Annotated in this window: 19 protein-coding genes and 3 pseudogenes; 2 read left to right on the top strand and 20 right to left on the bottom strand. The window is 44.3% G+C overall.

What is annotated here, in order from left to right; translation table 11 throughout:
• The 7 genes from ACPF7I_RS03385 to ACPF7I_RS03355 all read right to left on the bottom strand — a co-directional run bounded on the left by ACPF7I_RS03385 (window position 1) and on the right by ACPF7I_RS03355 (window position 6160).
• On the bottom strand, window positions 1-741 hold the full coding sequence (locus tag ACPF7I_RS03385) for a YjbA family protein (RefSeq protein WP_430744827.1): 741 nt from the start codon (window positions 739-741) through the stop codon (window positions 1-3).
• Between the two features lie 76 nt (window positions 742-817).
• A complete protein-coding gene (locus tag ACPF7I_RS03380; RefSeq protein ID WP_171334708.1) occupies window positions 818-1024 on the bottom strand; it encodes a hypothetical protein in 207 nt (68 codons plus the stop codon).
• Window positions 1025-1079: 55 nt separating this feature from the next.
• Window positions 1080-1802, bottom strand: a complete 723-nt coding sequence (locus ACPF7I_RS03375) for a DUF2268 domain-containing protein (protein ID WP_430744829.1) — start codon at window positions 1800-1802, stop codon at window positions 1080-1082.
• A 71-nt stretch (window positions 1803-1873) separates the two neighbouring features.
• Entirely contained in the window at window positions 1874-3115 is a 1242-nt protein-coding gene (gene fabF / locus ACPF7I_RS03370) for a beta-ketoacyl-ACP synthase II (RefSeq protein WP_430744831.1), read from the bottom strand.
• Window positions 3116-3148: 33 nt separating this feature from the next.
• Window positions 3149-4081, bottom strand: coding sequence for a beta-ketoacyl-ACP synthase III (locus tag ACPF7I_RS03365; RefSeq protein WP_430744833.1), 933 nt, complete (start codon window positions 4079-4081; stop codon window positions 3149-3151).
• Between the two features lie 333 nt (window positions 4082-4414).
• On the bottom strand, window positions 4415-5374 hold the full coding sequence (locus ACPF7I_RS03360) for a BMP family ABC transporter substrate-binding protein (RefSeq protein ID WP_430744834.1): 960 nt from the start codon (window positions 5372-5374) through the stop codon (window positions 4415-4417).
• Between the two features lie 84 nt (window positions 5375-5458).
• Entirely contained in the window at window positions 5459-6160 is a 702-nt protein-coding gene (locus ACPF7I_RS03355; RefSeq protein ID WP_430745984.1) for a hypothetical protein, read from the bottom strand.
• A gap of 139 nt (window positions 6161-6299) precedes the next feature.
• Between ACPF7I_RS03355 and ACPF7I_RS03350 the strand changes: the two genes are divergently transcribed.
• On the top strand, window positions 6300-6479 hold the full coding sequence (locus tag ACPF7I_RS03350) for a YjzD family protein (protein ID WP_219985546.1): 180 nt from the start codon (window positions 6300-6302) through the stop codon (window positions 6477-6479).
• Window positions 6480-6504: 25 nt separating this feature from the next.
• On the opposite strand, the gene clpB is transcribed toward ACPF7I_RS03350, so the two are convergent.
• From clpB to argC, 9 genes are all read right to left on the bottom strand, one after another.
• Complete coding sequence (gene clpB / locus ACPF7I_RS03345; RefSeq protein WP_430744836.1) at window positions 6505-9087, bottom strand: ATP-dependent chaperone ClpB; 2583 nt, start codon at window positions 9085-9087, stop codon at window positions 6505-6507.
• Between the two features lie 85 nt (window positions 9088-9172).
• Window positions 9173-9352 (bottom strand): YjzC family protein, encoded by a 180-nt coding sequence (locus ACPF7I_RS03340; protein WP_003395421.1) that lies wholly within the window; start codon window positions 9350-9352, stop codon window positions 9173-9175.
• Between the two features lie 87 nt (window positions 9353-9439).
• On the bottom strand, window positions 9440-10384 hold the full coding sequence (gene argF, locus ACPF7I_RS03335; protein ID WP_430744838.1) for an ornithine carbamoyltransferase: 945 nt from the start codon (window positions 10382-10384) through the stop codon (window positions 9440-9442).
• Window positions 10381-13485: a carbamoyl phosphate synthase large subunit gene (locus ACPF7I_RS03330; protein ID WP_430744842.1), complete on the bottom strand. Its 3105-nt coding sequence runs from the start codon at window positions 13483-13485 to the stop codon at window positions 10381-10383. Before ACPF7I_RS03330 ends, argF begins: the two co-directional genes overlap by 4 nt.
• A complete protein-coding gene (locus ACPF7I_RS03325) occupies window positions 13478-14545 on the bottom strand; it encodes a carbamoyl phosphate synthase small subunit (protein WP_430744843.1) in 1068 nt (355 codons plus the stop codon). The genes ACPF7I_RS03330 and ACPF7I_RS03325 overlap by 8 nt, the downstream gene beginning before the upstream one ends.
• Before the next feature lie 49 nt (window positions 14546-14594).
• Window positions 14595-15752 carry an acetylornithine transaminase gene (locus ACPF7I_RS03320; RefSeq protein WP_430745985.1) on the bottom strand — a complete coding sequence of 386 codons (1158 nt, stop codon included), beginning with the start codon at window positions 15750-15752 and terminating at the stop codon, window positions 14595-14597.
• Window positions 15749-16507: an acetylglutamate kinase gene (gene argB, locus ACPF7I_RS03315; protein WP_430744845.1), complete on the bottom strand. Its 759-nt coding sequence runs from the start codon at window positions 16505-16507 to the stop codon at window positions 15749-15751. The genes ACPF7I_RS03320 and argB overlap by 4 nt, the downstream gene beginning before the upstream one ends.
• A 12-nt stretch (window positions 16508-16519) precedes the next feature.
• Window positions 16520-17746 carry a bifunctional ornithine acetyltransferase/N-acetylglutamate synthase gene (argJ, locus tag ACPF7I_RS03310; RefSeq protein ID WP_430744847.1) on the bottom strand — a complete coding sequence of 409 codons (1227 nt, stop codon included), beginning with the start codon at window positions 17744-17746 and terminating at the stop codon, window positions 16520-16522.
• Between the two features lie 14 nt (window positions 17747-17760).
• Window positions 17761-18786: an N-acetyl-gamma-glutamyl-phosphate reductase gene (argC, locus tag ACPF7I_RS03305; RefSeq protein ID WP_430744848.1), complete on the bottom strand. Its 1026-nt coding sequence runs from the start codon at window positions 18784-18786 to the stop codon at window positions 17761-17763.
• Between the two features lie 173 nt (window positions 18787-18959).
• Between argC and ACPF7I_RS03300 the strand changes: the two genes are divergently transcribed.
• Window positions 18960-19643 (top strand): Crp/Fnr family transcriptional regulator, encoded by a 684-nt coding sequence (locus ACPF7I_RS03300; RefSeq protein WP_430744850.1) that lies wholly within the window; start codon window positions 18960-18962, stop codon window positions 19641-19643.
• Between the two features lie 60 nt (window positions 19644-19703).
• Here the strand turns inward: ACPF7I_RS03300 and tnpB are convergent.
• The 4 genes and pseudogenes from tnpB to ACPF7I_RS03280 all read right to left on the bottom strand — a co-directional run.
• Window positions 19704-20634 (bottom strand): annotated as a pseudogene (tnpB, locus tag ACPF7I_RS03295) (IS200/IS605 family element RNA-guided endonuclease TnpB); the annotation flags it as partial.
• A gap of 18 nt (window positions 20635-20652) precedes the next feature.
• Window positions 20653-21691 (bottom strand): annotated as a pseudogene (locus tag ACPF7I_RS03290) (IS630 family transposase).
• 74 nt (window positions 21692-21765) lie between these two features.
• A pseudogene (locus tag ACPF7I_RS03285) lies at window positions 21766-21846 on the bottom strand (hypothetical protein); the annotation flags it as partial.
• A 53-nt stretch (window positions 21847-21899) separates the two neighbouring features.
• Complete coding sequence (locus tag ACPF7I_RS03280; RefSeq protein WP_430744851.1) at window positions 21900-22187, bottom strand: hypothetical protein; 288 nt, start codon at window positions 22185-22187, stop codon at window positions 21900-21902.
• Window positions 22188-22225: the final 38 nt, after the last annotated feature.

Here is a 22225-nt window from a genome sequence, read left to right as displayed (position 1 = left end):
TTAATTGACTTTCGGTTCTTGTTCCATTTCCCATAGTTTTTCAAAAAACGGCTGCCCTTTTACGAGCCGCTCGCATAAATGAGCGTGCCGTTCGGACCAACCGTATTTCGCTTCTTCGTACAAGCCGTTCCACGCTTCTTCAAACGACATTTGTTGAATGTATGCGTACTTTTCTGGCGCCCATTCCGTATACCAATAGCGCACTTCAGCGGCATTTTTCGTTCCATACAGCTGGTCGAGCGCCATAAATAATAGCTGCTTCAATTGTCGTTCTTTGCGTGTCAACCCGCTCATCAGCGCCGGATGCGGCGATAAAATGTGATACTCTCTTTCACTTTGTTCAAACGAATATAGGCGCACATCTTGCTCTTTCACCATGTCGTACACAAGCTGCTCTTGGCGCGGAATCAGTCGGCTTTTTCGAATCGGGATATGGTAACCAATCGTATCAATTGCAATAATCCCATAACCATCTGTCGCAATAAAACAATATTCAAGCTGGATGCGTTCATGATTTTTACGTACATACGCTTTTTGATGTACATCTTCAAGCAGCGCCTTCGGAATTTCCGATAAACTATTTTCTAAGTAATAAAACAGTTGTGGGCTCACTTTTAATACTGGCACTTGATCCAACAACTCAATCGCATCATCTTTTCTCCACTCGTAAAAGTGGCAAACGTTATATCCGTTTTCTTCCCCTTCAAACCAATTCACCCAAACATCGTGAAGATATAACATGCATAACCCCTCACTTCGAACGATTTGTTCACAGTATGGTCAGAGGTTGCTCATTTTATTCCATTTCCCCCTAAATTTAACCATCATCGTGTGAAGGAAAAAAAATGCTTAACCACGTAATGAACAACCCGATCGGGAGAAAATAACATTCTACTTTCGTGCTAATAAACAACAAATATTCTTTCCAGTCTGAACGGGATGCCATAATATTTAAATACGCAATCATCGTCGTCCCACCAATGACCGACATGCCAAACCCAAGCAAATAAAAAAAGAAACGCATACGCCAGTCCCCCTTGTCCACTACTATATGTATGAACAAGCATTGAAACGATGCGTTACGTAAAAAAAATTTCTTCAGCTTTCATCGAGAGTAGCTCAATCATCGTCTTTTTTTCCAACGCCCGCTTCACAACCGCATAGCCGACCGCATAGCCGAGCATGCGCGGATAAAAGGAAGAACCGTACAAAAGCGCACGATAACGAGCATCGTCTGGCCGGGTAGAGAGGTTTGGGATCACCCATTTTTTCATCCATTGATTTAGTTGTTTTTCTGTATAATATGTCGTCCATGTTGCGACATATTCGCTTCCGAGTCGCTCCTTCACCGCATGTTCTGCTAATCCTTCCATCACGATGCGATCAAGAAGCGTATAGTCGCGCTCATCTTTCGGATCAGCATGTAAACGACAAACGTGGTTATATTCGTGGATGAGGAGGGCATAAATATGTTCGTTCGATACGTGAGGAAGCAAAAATAAAAATAGCTGATCATGAAAAGCGACGCCTGATTTTCCGCCAAATTCATGTTGTAGAGAACGGTTTGTAGCATCCGCAGGGAAAATATAAATCGGCACATCTGGTCCGTTCCACTCTTTTTTTAGCTCCGCAAACTTTTTCGCAACAAACGCCCATACGTTTTTTTCTGCGAGCTGTTTCATCATATCATGTTGGTGATGCCGCGCCATGCCGTGCGTAAATAAATGACGTTGCACGTCCTCTTTTATTTTTTTTCGCCACATATCGTCCACAAACCAATGTTTCGTGTTGATCACTCCCATGACATTCCCTCCTTTCGTTATCGCATTGTACGATAAACGAAAGGAAAATGTGAAAAAGGATGAGGCGAACCTCATCCTTCATATTTTTTGAAAATAATCGTCGCATTATGTCCACCAAAGCCGAGCGAGTTGCTTAATACGGCACGCACATTTTGTTTACGAGCCACGTTTGGCACGTAATCTAAATCGCATTCCGGATCTGGTGTTTCGTAATTAATCGTTGGCGGAATGACGCCGTCGTGAATGGATAAAACGGAGAAAATGGCTTCGATTGCACCGGCTGCGCCAAGCAAATGTCCCGTCATCGATTTCGTCGAGCTTACAGCTAATTTATATGCGTGTTCGCCAAACACTTCTTTAATCGCCATCGTTTCGTATTTATCGTTATACTCTGTACTCGTTCCGTGCGCATTAATGTAGTCGATGTCCTCTGGCTGCATATTCGCATCATGAAGCGCTTGGCGCATCGCACGCACGCCGCCTTCTCCCCCCGGCGCTGGAGCTGTAATATGATATGCATCACCTGTCGCACCATACCCAACGATTTCAGCATAAATGCGCGCACCGCGTGCGAGCGCATGTTCTAGTTCTTCTAAAATAATAATGCCAGCCCCTTCGCCCATAATAAATCCGTCGCGGTGTTGATCAAACGGACGGCACGCTGTTTTTGGGTCTGGGTTAAACGAGAGCGCTTTCGCTGCGCTAAATCCGGCAAACGCCATATGTGTAATTGGCGCTTCTGTTCCACCTGTAATCATCACATCGGCATCGCCACGTTCAATGACTTTAAACGCATCGCCAATCGAGTTCGTTCCTGTCGCACAAGCGGTGACGGTACATGAGTTTATTCCTTTTGCTCCAAGCATAATCGACACTTGCCCTGCCGCCATATCCGGAATCATCATCGGAACGAAAAACGGGCTGACGCGGCGATATCCTTTTTCTAAAAACGTCTTCAGCTGTTCTTCGTACGTTTCCATCCCACCGATGCCTGAACCGATCCAGACACCAACGCGCGTCGCGTTTTCCTCTGTAATTTGTAAACTAGCATCTTTGACCGCCATCATTGACGCAGCGACCGCATATTGCGTAAATCGGTCCATTTTGCGCGCTTCTTTTTTATCGATAAATTGTTCCACTTGAAAATCTTTCACTTCCGCTGCTACTTTCGCAGGAAAATCGTCCGCATTCAACCGTGTGAGCGGACCGATGCCGGATTGTCCAGCAACGATGTTTTTCCATGTCGTTTCAACATCATTTCCTAACGGTGTGACAGCCCCTAATCCCGTGACGACGACTCGTCTTTTTTTCACCACTCATCACTCCTTTGTTTCATCATACCATCGTTATTTGCCCCAGCGCAATGCAATCGCGCCCCACGTTAATCCGCCGCCAAAGCCAACCATAATGATGAGATCATCATCTTGAATGCGTCCGGCTTCCACTTCTTCTACAAGTGAAATCGGAATGGAAGCAGCGGATGTATTTCCGTATTTATTCACTGTAATCGACATGCGCTCCACAGGAAGTTCGAGCCGTTCGCGCGCAGCCTCCATAATGCGAATGTTCGCTTGATGCGGAATTAAAAAATCGACGTCCGCTTTCGTCAATCCTGCTTTTTCTAATACGCGAATGCATGACTCGCCCATTTGGCGCACCGCAAACTTAAACACTTCCCGTCCGTTCATGACAATATGGTCGTCTTGATATAAATATTTCCCCCCCGTACCGTCTGCCCCGAGTTCAAACGATACGATGCCGCGACCTTCTGAAACTTTTCCCATGACAACTGCTCCTGCACCGTCTCCAAACAGCACCGCTGTATTTCGATCGCTCCAATCGACGATTTTTGATAATTTCTCTACACCAACGACAAGCACGTATTTGTACGTATTTGTTTCAATAAACTGCTTCGCGGTCACCATCGCATACATAAACCCTGCACATGCCGCACTTACGTCAAGGGCGGCTGCATGCACCGCTCCAAGCTTTTCTTGCAACATACATGCAACGGACGGAAAAGGGCGATCAGGCGTCACCGTCGCCACTAAAATGAGATCAATTTGTTCAGGAGAAATGCCCGCATCATCAAGAGCGCGCTTCGCTGCGATATAACCCATATCGGACGTATCTATATCGTCTGAAGCAATACGACGCTCTTCAATCCCTGTGCGCGTCCGAATCCATTCATCTGACGTATCCATTCGTTGTTCTAATTCTTTATTTGTCACAATACGTTCCGGCAAATATCGTCCAATTCCAATAATTCCTGCACTCACGGAAATATCGTCTCCTTTTATTATCAAACTTTATTACTTGGTACTAATTTTACTTTCTTTTTTCGTTTCATGCAATAAAAAAAATGCGGGCTTATTTTCAAGCCCGCATGCGTCTTCGTATACGCAGCGTTAAACTGCGGATTGCGTAATGTTTATATAGTATATGCACATTCGTGAAATATTTACATAAACATTTTTTCTAAATAATGCGGGAATAAAAAACGAGAGACAACCGAACTAGGCTGTCTCTCGGAATACGTAATGATACACGTAACAAACCGTTACGAACATGTAATGTACTATTTTCATTCCTCTTTCATTCACACCCTCCCCCTACTCATTCGGCAATTTTCCTGTTTGTTTATATCGTTCAATCGCCTTCTTTATTTTTTGTTGAAACGGTTTGTCGACAAGCGGGCTAAACGTTCCGAGTTCGACGACACCGTCTTGAAAATCGACATATGTCGTTCCAGTCGTTAATTCCCCATCGATGAACTTTTTCGCCACAAGTTCATATAGCGCATCGACATGTTGGACAGTGCTCGTTAGGACAGTTCGTTCCCCTAAATCTGCTTGATCCGTTACGTAACCAATCGCATAAAGACCGTGTTCTTTCATTTTTTCAATAACCGGTACACTAAATTTATCGCCGGCTGGATATATGACATCCACCCCTTCGGCAATCATTCGTTCGGCAATGGCTATGGCCGTATCCACGTCGTCCCAATGTTGTACATATTCCACATCGACATTCGCATTTTCGTTCTCATGTAAAGCCCCTTCAAAAAAACCGTCCACTTCCGGTTGCCATTCAAATGCGGCAATGACGCCAATTTTGTTCGTTTTCGTCATATGTCCTGCCACCATCCCCCCAAAAAAGCCCATCGCATGCCCTGCGAAACGAAAACTTGTCACATTTTTCTTTTTCGCCTCTCCGTTAAAAAACACAAAATGAATGTTCGGATATTGATCTGCGATGTCATCAAAATACTCCCCGTACTCGCTTCCATGACCAAAAATTAAATGGACTCCTTTTTGGTGAAATTGTTTCACCGCCTGTGCCGTCGCTGCTTTTGAGTTTACCCCTTCGCGATAAAACACTTCTGCATCAAACTTCGCTTGAATACGAAGCAATCCTTTATACCCTTTCGTTCCCCACACTTGATCATCAATTGTATCTGAAACGAGCAAACCAACTTTTTGTACATTTCCCGATGATAATTTTGCAGGAGCGCAAGAAGATAAAATAAAAAGTAGTGCAAAAATAAAATACGTATATCGCCTCATCAACATGCAACACTCCTTTTTCTGTCTCATTTTTTATTTTACTTGCTTCCTTTCCTATCGGTAAAGAAAAAATCCCCACGGGTATGGGGACTATACATCGCTATATTGTTCATAAAACGCATGAATGGCTTGCGCAAACGTATATGTTTTTTCAGGCAAATGATATGAAACAGGCACGCCAAACGTTTGCGCATACGCTCTTGCATGAAGCGTTGGAGGATATGGATTCACTCCTGACACTTGCCAAATTTTTATCGGCACAATCGGTGCAGAAAGCGGAGGAATGTCCAATTCCTCTTCCGTTGTTCCGTACGCTTGCTTTAATTGACGCAACATCCGCTTATAAAAAAATTTATGCTCTTTTTCATGTTGGAGTTGCGCCTGTAAATGTAAACAAGGATTTAATAGGGCAATTGCCCGTATTTGATCGCGTAAATCGTTCATCAACTGCAAGGCGACAAGAGCCCCCATTCCTTCTGCCAACACATAAATGCGCTCATTTAAAATTTCTGTTTTCAGCACATAATAAATGAGCTGTTTCGCTAATTTCACCGCTTTCGGACTTCCCCAATTCGCCCCGTACAAATGCGAGTAGAAAATCGTATACCCATGTTGTAACAAATCGTTTAACAGCCTATTTTTCCCAACATGTTGCATCCATAAGCTCGTTTTTTCATCGACGAAGTGAGAGACGTCTCCTAAAATAAGTAAACCAAATCCGTTTGGCCGATCTGGAATATGAATCGCACACCATTGCTCGCTAAATTGGAAAAATCGTTGCTTCTCTGTCATCATCGTCCACCTTACGCACATCATTGTACAATATATCGTATGCGATTTTCTTTTGCGTGTACTAGGCGTTGCAATTTTTCATTTTCGTCTATTCACCATTTATGTTAAGATAAAAAAAGAGCGTAAAGGAGGGAGTTACATGCGTATTTTTTGGACGTTTTTCTGGACGTTTTTATTAGTAAATATGGTGACATACGTCGTCAGCTCGATGATCGGCGTTGCGTACCATTTCGAAACAGGCACGACGCTCGCCGTCATTGCAACCGTTCTCATTTTATTGATCGCCCAACTCATTCCGAACGACCCTGTGCATCATTAAAAAAGGATAAACGGCATACGTCCGTTTATCCTTTTTTTACGACGAATTCGTCGCCTTCGATATCGATTGTAACGGTGCTGTAATCTCCAATACGTCCGGCAATGATTTCACGCGCAAGCTTCGTTTCAATATGTTTTTGAATAAACCGTTTGAGCGGACGGGCGCCGTATATCGGATCAAACCCGTGCGTCGCAATATACGTTTTTGCTTCGTCCGTTAACGTGACCGTCATATGCCGCTCTGCTAATCGCTCCTCTAATTGTTTCATAAACTTATCCACAATGCTTTTCACTTCGCGTGCGGTTAGCGGTTTAAATAGTACAATATCGTCCACCCGGTTTAAAAACTCTGGTCTAAAATGCGCTCGCAATTGTTTCAACACTTGTTCACGCGCTTCTTCGTTTATGTCTCCGTGCGCATCGACCGCTTCTAACAACGTATGCGAGCCAATATTTGACGTCATAATGACGACCGTATTTTTAAAATCGACCGTTCTTCCTTGCGAATCCGTCATGCGACCGTCATCTAACATTTGCAGTAAAATGTTAAACACTTCTGGATGCGCTTTTTCGATTTCATCAAGCAAAATGACAGCATACGGCTTTCTGCGCACCGCTTCCGTCAGCTGTCCACCTTCTTCATAGCCAACGTATCCTGGAGGCGCCCCGATTAAACGAGAAACGGCGTGTTTTTCCATATATTCCGACATATCGATGCGAATAATCTGTTCTTCGCTATCGAAAAGCGCTTCCGCTAATGCCTTCGCCAATTCTGTTTTTCCGACACCAGTCGGACCGAGGAAAAGAAATGAACCAATCGGACGATTCGGATCTTTCATGCCTGCGCGTGCGCGCAACACCGCATCGCTCACAAGTTCCACCGCCTCGTCTTGTCCGATGACGCGCTCATGTAAAATGTCGGTTAACCGCAACAACTTTTCACGTTCGCCTTCAACAAGTTTTGTCATCGGAATGCCCGTCCATTTGGATACGATTGCCGCAATTTCTTCTTCCGTCACTTCCTCGCGCAACAAACGTCGCTCTTTTTCCGTTTCTTCTAGCTGTTTTAATTGTTTTTCGAGTTGCGGAATGCGTCCGTGGCGCAATTCTGCCGCTTTATTTAAATCGTAATTGTTTTCCGCTTCTTCTAACTCGCGCTTCGCTTTTTCTAACTGCTCACGCAACGCGCGAACGTGTTGAATCGCTTCTTTTTCTTTCTCCCATTGCGCTTTCATCGCATTTGCTTTTTCGCGCAAATTTGCAAGCTCTTGCGACAACGCTTGCAAGCGCTGTTTGCTCGCTTCATCTTGCTCTTTTTTCAACGCCGCTTCTTCGATTTCAAGCTGCATCATTTTTCGCATCACTTCATCTAACTCTGTCGGCATCGAATCGATTTCGGTACGAATCATCGCGCACGCTTCGTCAACAAGGTCAATCGCTTTATCAGGCAAAAAGCGATCAGAAATGTAACGATCCGACAACGTTGCCGCCGCAACGAGCGCACCGTCATGGATGTTCACGCCGTGATGAATTTCGAACCGCTCTTTTAAGCCTCGCAAAATCGAAATCGTATCTTCGACCGTCGGCTCTTGAACGAGCACTTGTTGGAAACGGCGTTCGAGCGCGGGGTCTTTTTCAATGTATTGGCGATATTCATCAAGCGTCGTTGCCCCAATGCAATGCAATTCTCCGCGCGCAAGCATCGGCTTTAACATATTGCCTGCATCAAGCGCCCCATCCGTCCGTCCCGCGCCGACGATCGTATGTAGCTCGTCAATAAATAAAATGATTCTTCCTTCGCTTTTTTTCACTTCATTTAATACCGCTTTCAACCGTTCCTCAAACTCTCCGCGAAACTTTGCCCCTGCAATAAGGGCACTCATATCTAGCGCAAAAATCGTTTTATCTTTTAACCCTTCTGGCACATCTTTGCGCACGATACGTTGGGCGAGCCCTTCAACGATCGCCGTTTTTCCAACGCCCGGCTCTCCAATTAAAACAGGATTGTTTTTCGTTTTGCGCGATAAAATGCGAATGACGCGGCGAATTTCGCTATCGCGGCCGATGACTGGATCAATTTTTCCAGCTTTCACTTCCGCCACTAAATCGCGGCCGTATTTTTGCAAAGCTTCATATGTCGCTTCCGGATTTGGACTAACCACGCGTTGATTCCCCCTTATTTCCATAATCGTTTGCAATAGCTTTTCTCGCTCGACCCCATGGCGTGACAATATATGTTTCGCTTCTTTGTCGTCAACGAGCGCAAGCAACAAGTGCTCAACGGATATATATTCATCTTTCATTTGTTTCGCTTCTTGTTCCGCCCGAACAAGCCATTGTTGCAAACGGCTCGTGACATATATTTTTCCGGCTTCCGAACTGGAAATCACTTGCGGTTTTTTGTTGAGCTGTTTGTTCCATTCATCTAACAAACTTGAAACGGGAACAGACATTTTTTCATAAATGCGCCGTGCAAGCCCATCTTCTTGTTCGAAAAGCGCTACACAAACGTGTTCAACGTCCACTTCTTGATGTTGTTTCTCTGTTGCTAACGATTGCGCTCGCATAAACGCCTCTTGCACTTTTTCCGTCATTTGTTGCATATTCATCGCGCTCACCCCTTTGACTTTGACTTTTTTTGACCTTTATCTATTACGTATTATAACGAGAAAGCCACCCTTATGCAAGGATGGCCTACGGTTTTGGAAAGTACGTCCATATACGGTTATGATTCGACGTTTCAGGGAAACGGTCACCTGCTTTTAGTTTTAATTTTTTTGGATTTTTCACTTGATCGCCTGTCTCACCTATTTCAATATATATCCCGTTGTTTGGCGCTTTTTGCCCGGGGCGAAAATGCCGGCTTTGTCCCATCCGTATCCCTCCTCATCATTTGCTCATTTTATAATATATCCTCTCCCCGACGAAACGATGATGAGAAATAACGGCAAACACTACAAATTACAGCAACGAAACGAGCAATGCTTTTTGTGCGTGAAGGCGGTTTCCGGCTTGTTGGAAAATGTATGAACGCACTCCATCAATCACACCTTCTGTCACTTCTTCGCCGCGGTGAGCGGGCAAGCAATGTAAAAACATAAAATCGCTTTTCGCTTGTTGGACGAGCGTTTCATTCACTTGAAACGGCGCAAAGATGTGCATCCGTTCGTTCGCCTCCGCCTCTTGCCCCATGCTTGCCCATACGTCCGTGTATACAACGTCTGCATCCGCTATCGCCTCATACGGATCGTTTGTTACAACAATCGTTGCACCGCTTTCGTTTGCGATGTTTTTCGCTTCGTTGACGACCGCTTCTTTCGGTTCATATCCTTTCGGTGAAGCGACTGCACAATGCATGCCGACTTTTGCCGTAGCTAACATTAACGCATGCGCCATATTGTTTCCGTCACCAATGTAGGCAAGCTTCAGCCCTTGAAGTTTTCCTTTCACCTCATAAATCGTCAATAGGTCGGCAAGCGCTTGGCACGGATGGTCGTCATCAGTCAACCCATTAATGACAGGGATCGTTGCATAATGGGCAAGCTCCTCTACTTTTTCATGCTCGAATGTGCGAATCATAATTGCATCGACATATTCCGATAATACGCGCGCCGTATCTGCAATCGTTTCTCCACGTCCAATTTGCAAATCGCGGCTGCTTAAATGAAGTGCATGCCCCCCTAATTGCACCATGCCGACTTCAAATGAGACGCGCGTTCTCGTTGACGGCTTTTCAAAAATCATCGCCAACGTTTTGCCGCTTAGCGGCGTGTATCGTTCGCCGTTTTGTTGCTTTTCTTTTAATTCAAGTGCTAAATAAAGTAAATATTCAATTTCTTCCTTCGAATAGTCCGCTAACGTTAAAAAATCTTTCCCTTTTAATTGAATCGTTGCTGTCATATTCATTTTCTCACCACTTCACGTAAATTTTTTAACCAATCTTGAATCGAACAAACGGAAAAATGTTTTGTCGACAACGCTTGGAAAAACAAACGCGCCGTTTCTTCCTCCGTCAATACGAGCATATGACGAGCGAGCGCCTGTTTTCTTCGCCATGCACTTTGTTCATCACGCATAAAGCTTACAAAGGCAAGCGCTTCTTTTTTCTCGATCCATTGTTCGAACGGCTCATCTGTTATGATCGTTAACCCTTGTTGTTTTGCTTGCTCGCCCAACGCTTTCGCCTCAGCTGGTGCATCGACATATATTTCATACGCTTCTTTTTTCTTTACGATATATGGATAAAACGCTTTATATGCCGCTTCTTGCACCGTTTTTGCAATGCTAATTCCTTCCCCTGTCGACTTCATTTCCGGACCGACAAGCGGATCGACACCCGGCAACTTATATGTCGAAAACACCGGATACTTTAAGACAACATATGGGATAGAAACCGATTGTTTGACGTCTTCCGACAAATATTTCCCAAGCAATACGTTTGTTGCGAGTTGAACCATCGGCACACCCGTCACTTTACTGACGATCGGAACGGTGCGGCTTGCGCGCGGGTTGACTTCTAAGACGTACACTTCCCCATCTTGCACGATAAACTGCACGTTCATTAACCCTTTGAAATGAAGTTTATTTGTTATTCGCTTCGTATAATCGATCATTTTCGCTTTTTCTTCTTCCGTAAACGATTGAGCAGGCAATAACGCATAACTATCGCCAGAGTGGACACCTGTTTTTTCAACATGTTCAATAATTGTCGGAACGAACACGTCATGTCCGTCACAAATGGCATCAAGCTCTCCTTCTTTTGCGCGTACATATTCATCAATTAACACCGGATATACCATTTCTTGTTGTATAAGTGAAGCAAGCTGTTGATCATCATAAACGATATGCATTCCACGTCCACCAATGACGTACGATGGACGAAGCAAAAGGGGATAACCGATACGTTCTACTTTTTCTATTAATTCCGCTTTGTCATTTGCCGTCGTTCCTTTCACATGTGGAATGTCAAGCGACTGAAGGAGCGCATAAAAACGTTCCCGATCTTCTAGTTGGTCAATGATCTCACTATTCATGCCGATGATTGACACGCCGTACGATTCAAGCTTATTCGCTAAGTTAATGGCCGTTTGACCGCCAAACTGCACGATGACCGCTTCGACGTTTTCCGCTTCCACGACATTTAACACATCTTCTACCGTGAGCGGCTCAAAATATAAACGATCCGCAACGGTAAAGTCGGTGCTTACGGTTTCTGGGTTATTGTTCATTAAAATGGCTTCATATCCCGCTTGTTGCAGAGCGTATACGCAATGAACCGAGCTATAGTCAAATTCAACCCCTTGCCCAATGCGAATCGGACCTGAGCCGAGAATAAGTATTTTCGGCTGATCGCTCGTTTGTATTTCACTTTCGCCAAAATATGTCGAATAATAATACGACGTTTCAGCCGAAAATTCAGCGGCACACGTATCGACCATTTTATAAGATGGAACGATGCCATATGCTTTTCTTTTTTCTCGCACATCTTTTTCATCCACGTTCCATATATAAGCTAAATACGCATCGGAAAATCCTTTTTCTTTTAGCGTACGAAACGTTTGTTCATCAATCGAATGAAGCGTCGTTTCTTTCGCTTGTTGTTCAAGCGCAATAAGCTGAGCAAAACGATTTAAAAAATATAAGTCCATTTTCGTCCATTCATATATTTGTTCTGTCGCTATACCGCGGCGAAGCAGCTCGAGTATAGCGAAAAAGCGGCGATCGTCTCCCATTTTGACGATATCTACTAACACCTTCGTCGGCTGTTTCGCAAGCGCTGGAGAATATAAACCGATATGATCTAACTCAAGCGAATGAAGCGCCTTTTGTAACGCCCGTTCAAAATTACGATCGATCGCCATCACTTCTCCTGTCGCTTTCATTTGCGTGCCGAGGCGGCGATCGGCAAACGAAAATTTGTCAAACGGAAAGCGCGGGAATTTCACGACAACATAATCGAGTGCAGGTTCAAAGCTCGCATACGTATGCCCTGTCACTGGATTCACTAGTTCCGCAAGCGTATAACCGACCGCTAATTTTGCCGCCATTCTTGCGATCGGATAACCTGTCGCTTTTGATGCAAGGGCGGATGATCGGCTGACGCGCGGATTCACTTCAATTAAATAATACTTTTTACTTTTTGGATCGAGCGCAAATTGAATATTGCATCCTCCGACAACACCGAGCGCGGAAATAATTTTAATGGCAGCTGAGCGCAACATATGATATTCGACATCTGTCAACGTTTGCGACGGAGCAACGACAATCGAATCACCGGTATGAATGCCAACCGGATCAATATTTTCCATATTACAAATCGTAATGCACGTATTCGTATAGTCGCGCATCACTTCATACTCAATTTCTTTAAATCCCGCGACACTCCGTTCGACTAAACATTGCGTGATCGGGCTTTCTTGCAATCCTTTTGTGACGATGTCGACAAGCTCCTCCATCGTCTGTGCGATGCCGCCACCCGTTCCCCCGAGCGTATATGCCGGGCGAACGATAATCGGAAACCCGATTTGCTCAGCAAACTGCACCGCTTCTTCTACCGTTGTTACAATTTCACTTTCTGGCACCGGCTCGTTTAATTCATACATTAACGCCCGAAACGCTTCACGGTCTTCGCCACGTTTAATCGATTCGATCGGTGTACCGAGCAAGCGGACGTTATACTTTTGTAAAATACCTTGTTCATGTAAAGCGAACGCTAAATTCAACCCCGTCTGTCCGCCAAGCGTTGCTAATAGCCCATCGGGTCGCTCTTTTGCGATAATTTTTTCCATACTTTCTACCGTCAGCGGCTCAAAATATACTGCATCCGCATGTACTTCATCCGTCATAATTGTCGCTGGGTTGTTGTTTGCTAAAATGACGCGGTATCCTTCTTCTTTTAATGCTAAGCAACCTTGCGTTCCCGAATAATCAAACTCTGCCGCTTGCCCGATGACGATCGGACCTGAACCGATCACAAGAATCGAACGAAGCGTTACATCTTTAGGCATATACTTTCTCCTTTCTTGCTGCTTTCATCATGTCAACAAATTCAGCAAAAATAAATTGCGTATCGTTTGGTCCAGGATGCGCCTCCGGATGATATTGCACACATAAAATCGGCTTCGTTTCATGGACGACACCTTCCACAGAACCGTCATTGACGTTAATAAAACGAATGGAAAGCGGCGTATGCGCTAAACTTTCCGCCTTCACAACATAGCCATGGTTTTGCGAAGTCATAAACACTTTTTTCTTTTTCGCATCATATACCGGCTGATTTGCTCCACGATGCCCGAACGGCAATTTTTCCGTATCCCCGCCGTAAGCAAGCGAAACGAGCTGATGCCCAAGACAAATCGCAAGCGTTGGATACCGTTCGATGACCGTCAAAATATTTGGCAAATAACGATGCAATTGTTTCGGGTCTCCCGGTCCGTTCGATAATAACACCCCATCTGGCTCAAGTTGTTCGACCGTTTGTAACGTCGTATTGTACGGAACGACCGTCACGCGACATCCGTACGCCATTAACGAATGAACGATGGACTTTTTATATCCGAAATCAAACAAAACAACGTGCATATGACCGTTTCCGTACGTTTGTATGTCCGATGTGCTCACGAGCGGAACAGGTGCTTGTTCTTCTACGTGTACGACCGCCCGCCGGCTCGTTGAAATAACCGCAGGCATCGCCCCATGTTCACGAATTTGTTTCACGACAGCTCGCGTATCGACATGAGTGAGAAGCGGAACGTTCCATTTTTCTAAATATTGTTTCAAGCTGTACGCCGCTTCGTAATGATACCCTGCCTCCTCCGCTTCATAAACGATGACCGCCTTTACGTGCGGCTGTTTGCTTTCAAAATCGACTTCGTTAATCCCGTAATTTCCAATAAGCGGATACGTAAAAACGATGATTTGGTTTTTATACGATGGATCAGTCAACACTTCTTGATACCCTGTCATCCCTGTAAAAAAAACAACTTCTCCCGCAATATCCCCCATCCACGCCGTTTCTAGTTTCCCAGCAAACGTTTTGCCGTTTTGCAAATGTAAATACGCCTCCATGTTCACACCCCAAACGAATGTTTATTAAACCGAAAGAATTTTTATTCATTTATACGTATAAAAAATCGCGTTCATACGACGTTAACGCTTCTTGTAATATATTTATCGCTTCGTCAAGCTCCTCTTTCGTCACGATGAGCGGTGGCAATAAACGAATGACGTTCGGTCCCGCTGCTAAAGCAAGAAGCCCACGCTCATGAATATGCGGCAATATATTCGCAACTGGTTCACTGCATGCGATGCCGATCATCAACCCTAAACCGCGCACATCTTGCACGATTTGAACGTCTTTTAACTGTTCAACTAATTTTTGCTTAAAATATGTTCCTTTTTCTTGTACTTCCCGTAAAAATGACGGTTGTGTCACGACGTGAAGCGTCGCTTTCGCTGCTGCCATCGCCAAAGCGTTTCCGCCAAACGTTGAGCCGTGCACTCCGGCGCTAAACGTCGGCACGACATGTTTCTTTCCGATCATCGCCCCGACCGGAAACCCGCTTCCTAATCCTTTTGCGACGGTAATGATATCTGGGGAAAGATGAAACTGCTCATAAGCAAACAACGTGCCTGTTCGTCCGATGCCTGTTTGCACTTCATCGACGATCAACAATGCTCCGTACGTTTGGCAAAGCTGCTCGGCTGCCTGTAAAAACGACTTTTCTCCGACAACAACACCGCCTTCGCCTTGCACCACTTCCACCATGACAGCGGCCACCGTTTCATCCATTTCCCTTTCAAGTGCATCGATATCGTTAAACGGCACATACGTAAACGTCGGCAACAACGGGCCGAATCCATCGTGAATTTTCGCTTGCCCCGTCGCTGTCATCGTCGCAAACGTTCGACCGTGAAACGACTGTTCGCACGTAATGATTTTAAAACGTCCCGTATGTTTGCGTGCAAGCTTGATTGCCGCTTCGTTCGCTTCCGCTCCGCTATTGCAAAAAAACACCGCATCGCCAACGGAATGTTGTACAAGAAGAGAAGCGACTTCTTCTTGAATGGGGAGATGAAATAAATTAGACACGTGCCATACTTCGTTTAGCTGCACCCCAAGCGCCTGCTGAACATCCGGGTGGCGATGACCGAGATTACATACCGCAATGCCTGCGACAAAATCAAGATATTGTTTTCCGTCCGTTGCGATGAGTTTCGTTCCTTCCGCTTTGGCAACCGTAATCGGAAACCGTTGATACGTTGGGAAAATCATACGTACACCTCTTTCTTCATCATCGTTCCATGCCACGTTCCTTCTTTATAAAATGGAACTTTTCCGCTCACAATAGCAACTTCGTTAACTGATTTGAGCGCATGAAGAGCCGCTTTCACTTTCGGAATCATTCCCCCTGAAATCGTTCCATTTTCGATCATCGCTTCGATCATATGGGCGGTTGCTTCTTTGACAACTTCTCCATCGTTTAAAATGCCAGCCACATCCGTTACAAAAACGAGTTTATCAGCTGAAAGCGCCTGCGCCACCGCCGCCGCTGCTGTATCTGCGTTAACGTTATACGTTTGGCCATGCTCATCCATTCCGATCGGTGCAATGACGGGCACATATCCGTGACGCAACAACGTATGCACAATGTTTGCATGGACGTGTACAACTTCCCCCACATAGCCGAGCGTCTGTACGTCGATTGGTTTCGCTTGTAACAAGCGATCGTCGACACCGGACAAACCGACGGAACGAATGCCATTTGCTTGTAACAGCGAAACGAGCGTTTTGTTCACTTTTCCGTTTAACACCATTTCGACAACGTCTAACACGTCTTTTGTCGTTTTTCGCAATCCGTTTACAAATTCAGACGGAATGTTAAGCGCATGCAACAACTGTCCAATATCTGGTCCTCCGCCATGCACGATGACAACATCAAGCCCGCTGTTTCTTAATTGTTGCACGCTCGTAAAAAATGATGGGGATAACTCGTGAAGTACGCTGCCGCCGCATTTGATCACAATCACACAAACTCCCCCTTACGTGCGATAACTCGCATTAATTTTAATGTAGTCGTACGTTAAATCACAGCCCCACGCAATTCCTTCTCCATCACCGATATGCAAATCGACTGTAATCACGACGACGTCTTCCATTAAAGCGGCTTTCGCTTCTTCTTCCGAAAATGGCACCGGTTGACTTTGTTTTAACATTTGAATCGAACCGATCCATACGTCTACACAATCCGGGTTTATGAATGCTCCGCTATGTCCAATCGCCCCAATAATGCGCCCCCAGTTTGCGTCCGCCCCATACACTGCTGTTTTCACTAAGTTGGAACCGACAATATGTTTCGCGGCCCATTTTGCTTCTTCGTCCGTTCTCGCTCCTTTGACGCGCGCTTCAATGAGTTTCGTTGCCCCTTCTCCGTCGCGAGCAATTTGTTTCGCTAAATGTTCACACGTTTGACGGAGCGCTTCATAAAAGTTTGCCCAATCTCGATGTTGCGGAGAAAGCGGTTCGTTGCCAGCTAACCCGCTCGCCATGACGATGACCATATCGTTCGTTGACGTTTCTCCATCGACCGTAATTTGATTAAACGACACGTTCGTAATGGAACGAAGCGCATCTTGCAATACGTCTGACGGGACGTTTGCATCCGTCGTAATAAAAGCGAGCATCGTCGCCATATTTGGATGAATCATTCCCGATCCTTTCGCTGCTCCCGCAACCGTCACGACTTGACCGTCGATCACCGTTTCATAACACGTTTTTTTCATGACGAGATCCGTTGTTAAAATGGCTGTTTGAAAATCAACCGCTCCAGCCAATTGCGCTGTCGGTTTCAATTTTGGAATGCTCGCGCGAATGTTTTCCATCGGTAAACATTCACCGATCACTCCTGTCGATGCAACAGCAACGAGATGTTCTGGAAGACTAAACGCCTCCGCGCACAACTTTCGCATTTCGTATGCGTCTTTTAACCCTTGTTCCCCTGTACATGCGTTCGCATATGCGCTGTTGACAATGACGGCTTGAAGCTTTTGTTCCACTGCAATGCTTTGTTTCGTCACTTGAAGCGGTGCCGCTTGAAACACGTTTTGCGTATAAACGGCGGCACACGATGCCGGCACATCGCAAACGATTACCCCTAAATCTTTTTTCGTATAACGTAACCCTGCATGCACACCAGCTGCTTGAAACCCTTTTGGCGTGACAATCGTTCCGTCTGCTACATATTTCACCTTTTCTTCGATCAACTTCATATTCTCCACCCCATTTACGGATACATCGGCATCGATGTCAATCCGGTTTGTTCCTCTAATCCAATCATCACATTGGCGTTTTGAACGGCTTGCCCTGCCGCCCCTTTGACTAAATTATCAATTACGCTCACAACAGTCATGCGATTTGTTCGTTCATCATAAGCAAGCCCAATATCACAATAGTTCGAACCGTACACGTCTTTCGTGCATGGGAAAGACCCTGCCTCCCGAACGCGCACGAACGGGCAATGCTTATACGTTTCTTTATATAACTCTATCATTCTTTCAAGCGATACGATGCATGCTGCCTCGGCATATATCGTCGCCATAATGCCGCGCGTCATCGGAATTAAATGCGTGCTAAACGTCACCGGCTTCATTTGTTCATTCCAGTCGCATAACATTTGTTCAATTTCAGGAATATGTTGATGTGTATTCACTTTGTATATTTTTACGTTTTCATTCGTTTCCGCAAAATGAACGCCAAGCGACACTCCACGTCCTGCACCTGACACACCTGATTTCGCATCAACGATAACCGAATGAGGTACGATCCATTTTTGAATGACAAGCGGTGCTAATCCGAGCAACGTCGCTGTCGGATAGCAACCGGGATTGGCGATTAAACTGGCGTTTGCAATGTGCTCGCGATTCCATTCCGTTAAACCGTATACCGCCTGTTTGAGCACTTCTTCGTTCGGCGCATGTTTTTTATACCACTTCTCATACACGCTCCCGTCACGCAAACGAAAGTCTCCAGATAAATCAATGACTTTATGCCCTGCCGCAAGCAACTTCGGCGTCCATTCGCTTGATACACCGGGCGGCGTCGCTAAAAAAACGAGATCGCCTTCAACATCATCGATTCGAATATCGCGCAAAACGAATGAACTTTCCATATGCGGATACACATCACGAAGCGAAACACCTGCTTGTGAAGATGAATGAACGGAAACGACGCGCATGTACGGATGATGTTGCAATAAACGAATGAGCTCAATCCCTCCGTAGCCTGTCGCTCCAATAATGGAGACTTTCATTTCCCCGTTCCCCACTTTCTATATATGTTGTAAATTTAGTTATCATTATAATACTGCATAAAAATAAAATCAAATGTATATTTAAATATTTTTCATTTTTCTCATTCATTTATTGACCATATATGTATTTTTCTTTTTAATGGAATTAGATAACAAGAAAAGGTGGTTATTGTATGGCTATTCAACCGATCTCCTTATCCGACCTTCTTTCCCTTCCTCACCATATGATTGATATGCAAAAAGGAGAATATATATTTCGCGAAGGAGAGACGGCAAACGAGCTATATATTGTATGTGCAGGAAAAGTACAATTAAGCAAAACGACAGATGAAGGGCGCGAACTATCGCTTCGCATTTGCGAGCAAGGAGATGCATTTGGGGAGATCGTTCCGTTTCAATTGACGTGCATCTGTACGGTAAGTGCAAAAATGATGGAAGGAGGAACGTTAGCTGTCATTCACAAACAGCAAATTGAAGAAAAGCTGTTGACGGATCATGCGTTTTCGTTACAGTTTATGCAATGGGTTCATTTGCAATTGCAACGAATGCAAACGAAAATACGCGATTTAATTTTGCACGGAAAAAAAGGAGCGCTCTATTCGACGCTCATCCGCCTCGCAAACAGTTACGGCGTTCAAACAGAAAACGGCATCCTCATCAATGTTCCGATGACCAATCAAGAGCTTGCCAACTTTTGCGGCAGCGCACGCGAAGTCGTCAGCCGTCTATTAAAAGAATTAAAAGAACTCGGCATCATTTCTGTCGAGAAAGGAAAAATAACGATTCACGATGTGCAGTTTTTAAAAGATGAAATTCGTTGCGAAGGTTGCCCCATTGACATATGCAATATGAATTGAACTACCACTAGGCTAAAGCCATAGTGGATTCCTACGAACACCGAAAGTTTTTTCGGTTATTTAGTAGGCGATCCCCACAGTTCTTGCGGTTAAGAAGCCTAATCGCTTCGTTTTTAATATTGATACTTGCGTTCACATCTCGGTCGTGATGAGTATGGCACACAGGACATTCCCATTCACGCAAAGCAAGATGTTTCACGTCTTTGTTTTGATAGTAACAGCACGAACAAAGCTGACTAGATGGAAAGTTTTTTGCTACGGTGACAACTTGTTTTCCGTACCATCTAGCTTTGTATTCGATCATGGCTTTAAACATTGACCAAGATACCTCTTGAATCGCTTTTGCAAGGTTATGATTTTTTAGCATATGGCTTACAGACAAATCTTCCATCCCGATGATGTCGTGGTTTTTGACAATCTCGGTGGAAATTTTGTGCAAGTAATCATGTCGTGCATTTGTTATTTTTTCGTGCAATCGTGCAACTTTTATTCGTTGCTTATTCCAATTCGAGCCACCTTTTTTTCGTCTGGAAAGAATACGTTGTGCTTTTGCTAGCTGTTCTTCTAGCTTACGAAGCCATTTCGGGTTGACGTATTTTGTTCCATCAGAAAGAACGGCGAATTCCTTCAACCCAACATCGATGCCAACGGCTGAACCCGTTTTAGGCAACGCTTGCACGTCAGTTTCAACCAAAATGGACACAAAGTATTTCCCGCTCGGATTTCGTCTAATCGTAGCAGACAAGATACGCCCTTCTACTTCACGACTTTTTGCAAAACGAATCCATCCAAGTTTAGGTAATTTGATTTTATTACCATTAATAGCAATATTGCCATTTGTATACTTTGTCGTGTAAGACTGAACAGGATTTTTCTTAGACTTAAAACGTGGTCTATTGTTTTGCTTCTTAAAGAAGCGAGAATAAGCGTCAGCAAGATTTTTTAATGACGATTGAATCGCAATACTATCTATTTCTTTTAGCCAAGTTATATAAGTTGAATTAAAGATTTACAACTGAACACACAAACGATCGATCGTTTGTTCTGGTTGATTCGCTGAATAAAGGCTTGGACATTCTTTCTAATTTCTTGCACACTCGAATAGAACACGTTGTAAATCACGTCTGATTTCAGCCATTTCCATAGCCCTTCAATCAAGTTCAATTGCGGACTGTATGGTGGCAAAAAGACGAGCTCTAACCGATCTTCGTGTTCTTTTAAAAATGGCTGAATGAGTTTGGCATGGTGAATTCGAGCGTTATCTAAAATCATCACTATTTTGCCTGTGGGATAGCGTTCTAACACAAGTTGAAGAAATCGAAGAAATGTTTCCGCGTCATAGCGTTCTTCTTCGATGCAAAACACTTCCCCTGTTTCGTCGTTCAACGTGCCAATCAGCTTCAGCCCTTGATGTTTTCCAAACGTCGGAATGATTCGTTGTTTTCCTTTGACAAACCATGTTTTTTGAATCGCTTGGTAATCACGAATCATCGACTCATCTTGAAAGAGGACATGGGCGATGTTCCCATCTACCAGTTTTTTTTTACTTCAGGGAAGGTGATTTCGACGAATTCTTTTTGTTTCTCTTCATCGGCATTGGCTAGTGTATAGGTCGGTTTCGTATAGCTTAGCCCTAACCGATGCAGAATGTCACTTGTTCCGCGAAGCGTGTATGTTGCCCCCCACTTTTGTTGAATGAGTTCAGCGATTATCGCAAGCGTCCAATTATATTTTGCTTCGAATCCCACATCTACGGGGAGCTGATGTTCAATGATCAAAGCCAGCTCTTTTTCCTGCTCAGGGGTCAATCGACGTGGGGCGCCAGGTGAGTATTTCATCTCCAGTCCATCAAGACCGCGCTGGGCGTAGGCATGAACATAGTTATAAATAGTTTTCTTGGATCGACCAATAATCGTTGCGATTTCTCCTTTGGTATATCCCTGCAAATGAAGATAAATCGCTTGGTAGCGTTCATATGCTCGTTTACTTTTTGCTTCTTTCATGGCAGTGGACAACTTTTCGATCTCGTCTTTGTGATTTGGCATCATAGTTTTCTCTCCGTTCCCCTATTTTCTCTTTGTATTTATTCGCCGTGGAACGGGAGAAAACCTTTATTTCAATTTATATAGTAACGGAATTTTTCATCTTTTATATGCCTGTAAGCAGACATTAAGGTCGAATGCCGATTGTACTGATACAACTGTACACCCTGTACACGTTTTTTTAGGTGCAGCTCTTTGAAAAAGAGCCACACCATTACAATGGATACCAGTCTACATTGCCAGCTTCGATAATAATAATGTTCACTCCATCAGTTACTATTTTGGCTCTTTCAGACGATTGGTTTTTGGAAATAAGGACAACTTCTAATATTTCATCAGCATCAAAATCCTTAACACAATCTGTTTCAAAGTATGTCACATCTTCAAAAACAATGAATCCATCAATCATTTCAGGATCTTTGCTTTCATCATAATCAGATTGCTGCCATTTACATAACTCAGTTTCAAGAGATACTCTTTTTGTAATGGAATCATATTCCACATTATTAATTAACCTGAATCCGTGACAAAACATCTTTA

It is taken from the genome of Anoxybacillus dikiliensis (genome assembly GCF_050613275.1).
Classification (GTDB): Bacteria; Bacillota; Bacilli; order Bacillales; family Anoxybacillaceae; genus Anoxybacillus.
Note: the sequence above shows the minus strand (reverse complement) of the source record. Positions and strands in the feature narration are given on the sequence as shown.

Coding starts and splice junctions, on each gene's coding strand:
- ACPF7I_RS03385 (WP_430744827.1), bottom strand. CDS start 741: ATGTTATATCTTCACGATGTTTGGGTGAATTGGTTTGAAGGGGAAGAA.
- ACPF7I_RS03380 (WP_171334708.1), bottom strand. CDS start 1,024: ATGCGTTTCTTTTTTTATTTGCTTGGGTTTGGCATGTCGGTCATTGGT.
- ACPF7I_RS03375 (WP_430744829.1), bottom strand. CDS start 1,802: ATGGGAGTGATCAACACGAAACATTGGTTTGTGGACGATATGTGGCGA.
- ACPF7I_RS03360 (WP_430744834.1), bottom strand. CDS start 5,374: ATGTTGATGAGGCGATATACGTATTTTATTTTTGCACTACTTTTTATT.
- ACPF7I_RS03355 (WP_430745984.1), bottom strand. CDS start 6,160: ATGACAGAGAAGCAACGATTTTTCCAATTTAGCGAGCAATGGTGTGCG.
- ACPF7I_RS03350 (WP_219985546.1), top strand. CDS start 6,300: ATGCGTATTTTTTGGACGTTTTTCTGGACGTTTTTATTAGTAAATATG.
- clpB (WP_430744836.1), bottom strand. CDS start 9,087: ATGAATATGCAACAAATGACGGAAAAAGTGCAAGAGGCGTTTATGCGA.
- ACPF7I_RS03340 (WP_003395421.1), bottom strand. CDS start 9,352: ATGGGACAAAGCCGGCATTTTCGCCCCGGGCAAAAAGCGCCAAACAAC.
- argF (WP_430744838.1), bottom strand. CDS start 10,384: ATGAATATGACAGCAACGATTCAATTAAAAGGGAAAGATTTTTTAACG.
- ACPF7I_RS03330 (WP_430744842.1), bottom strand. CDS start 13,485: ATGCCTAAAGATGTAACGCTTCGTTCGATTCTTGTGATCGGTTCAGGT.
- ACPF7I_RS03325 (WP_430744843.1), bottom strand. CDS start 14,545: ATGGAGGCGTATTTACATTTGCAAAACGGCAAAACGTTTGCTGGGAAA.
- ACPF7I_RS03320 (WP_430745985.1), bottom strand. CDS start 15,752: ATGATTTTCCCAACGTATCAACGGTTTCCGATTACGGTTGCCAAAGCG.
- argJ (WP_430744847.1), bottom strand. CDS start 17,746: ATGAAGTTGATCGAAGAAAAGGTGAAATATGTAGCAGACGGAACGATT.
- argC (WP_430744848.1), bottom strand. CDS start 18,786: ATGAAAGTCTCCATTATTGGAGCGACAGGCTACGGAGGGATTGAGCTC.
- ACPF7I_RS03300 (WP_430744850.1), top strand. CDS start 18,960: ATGGCTATTCAACCGATCTCCTTATCCGACCTTCTTTCCCTTCCTCAC.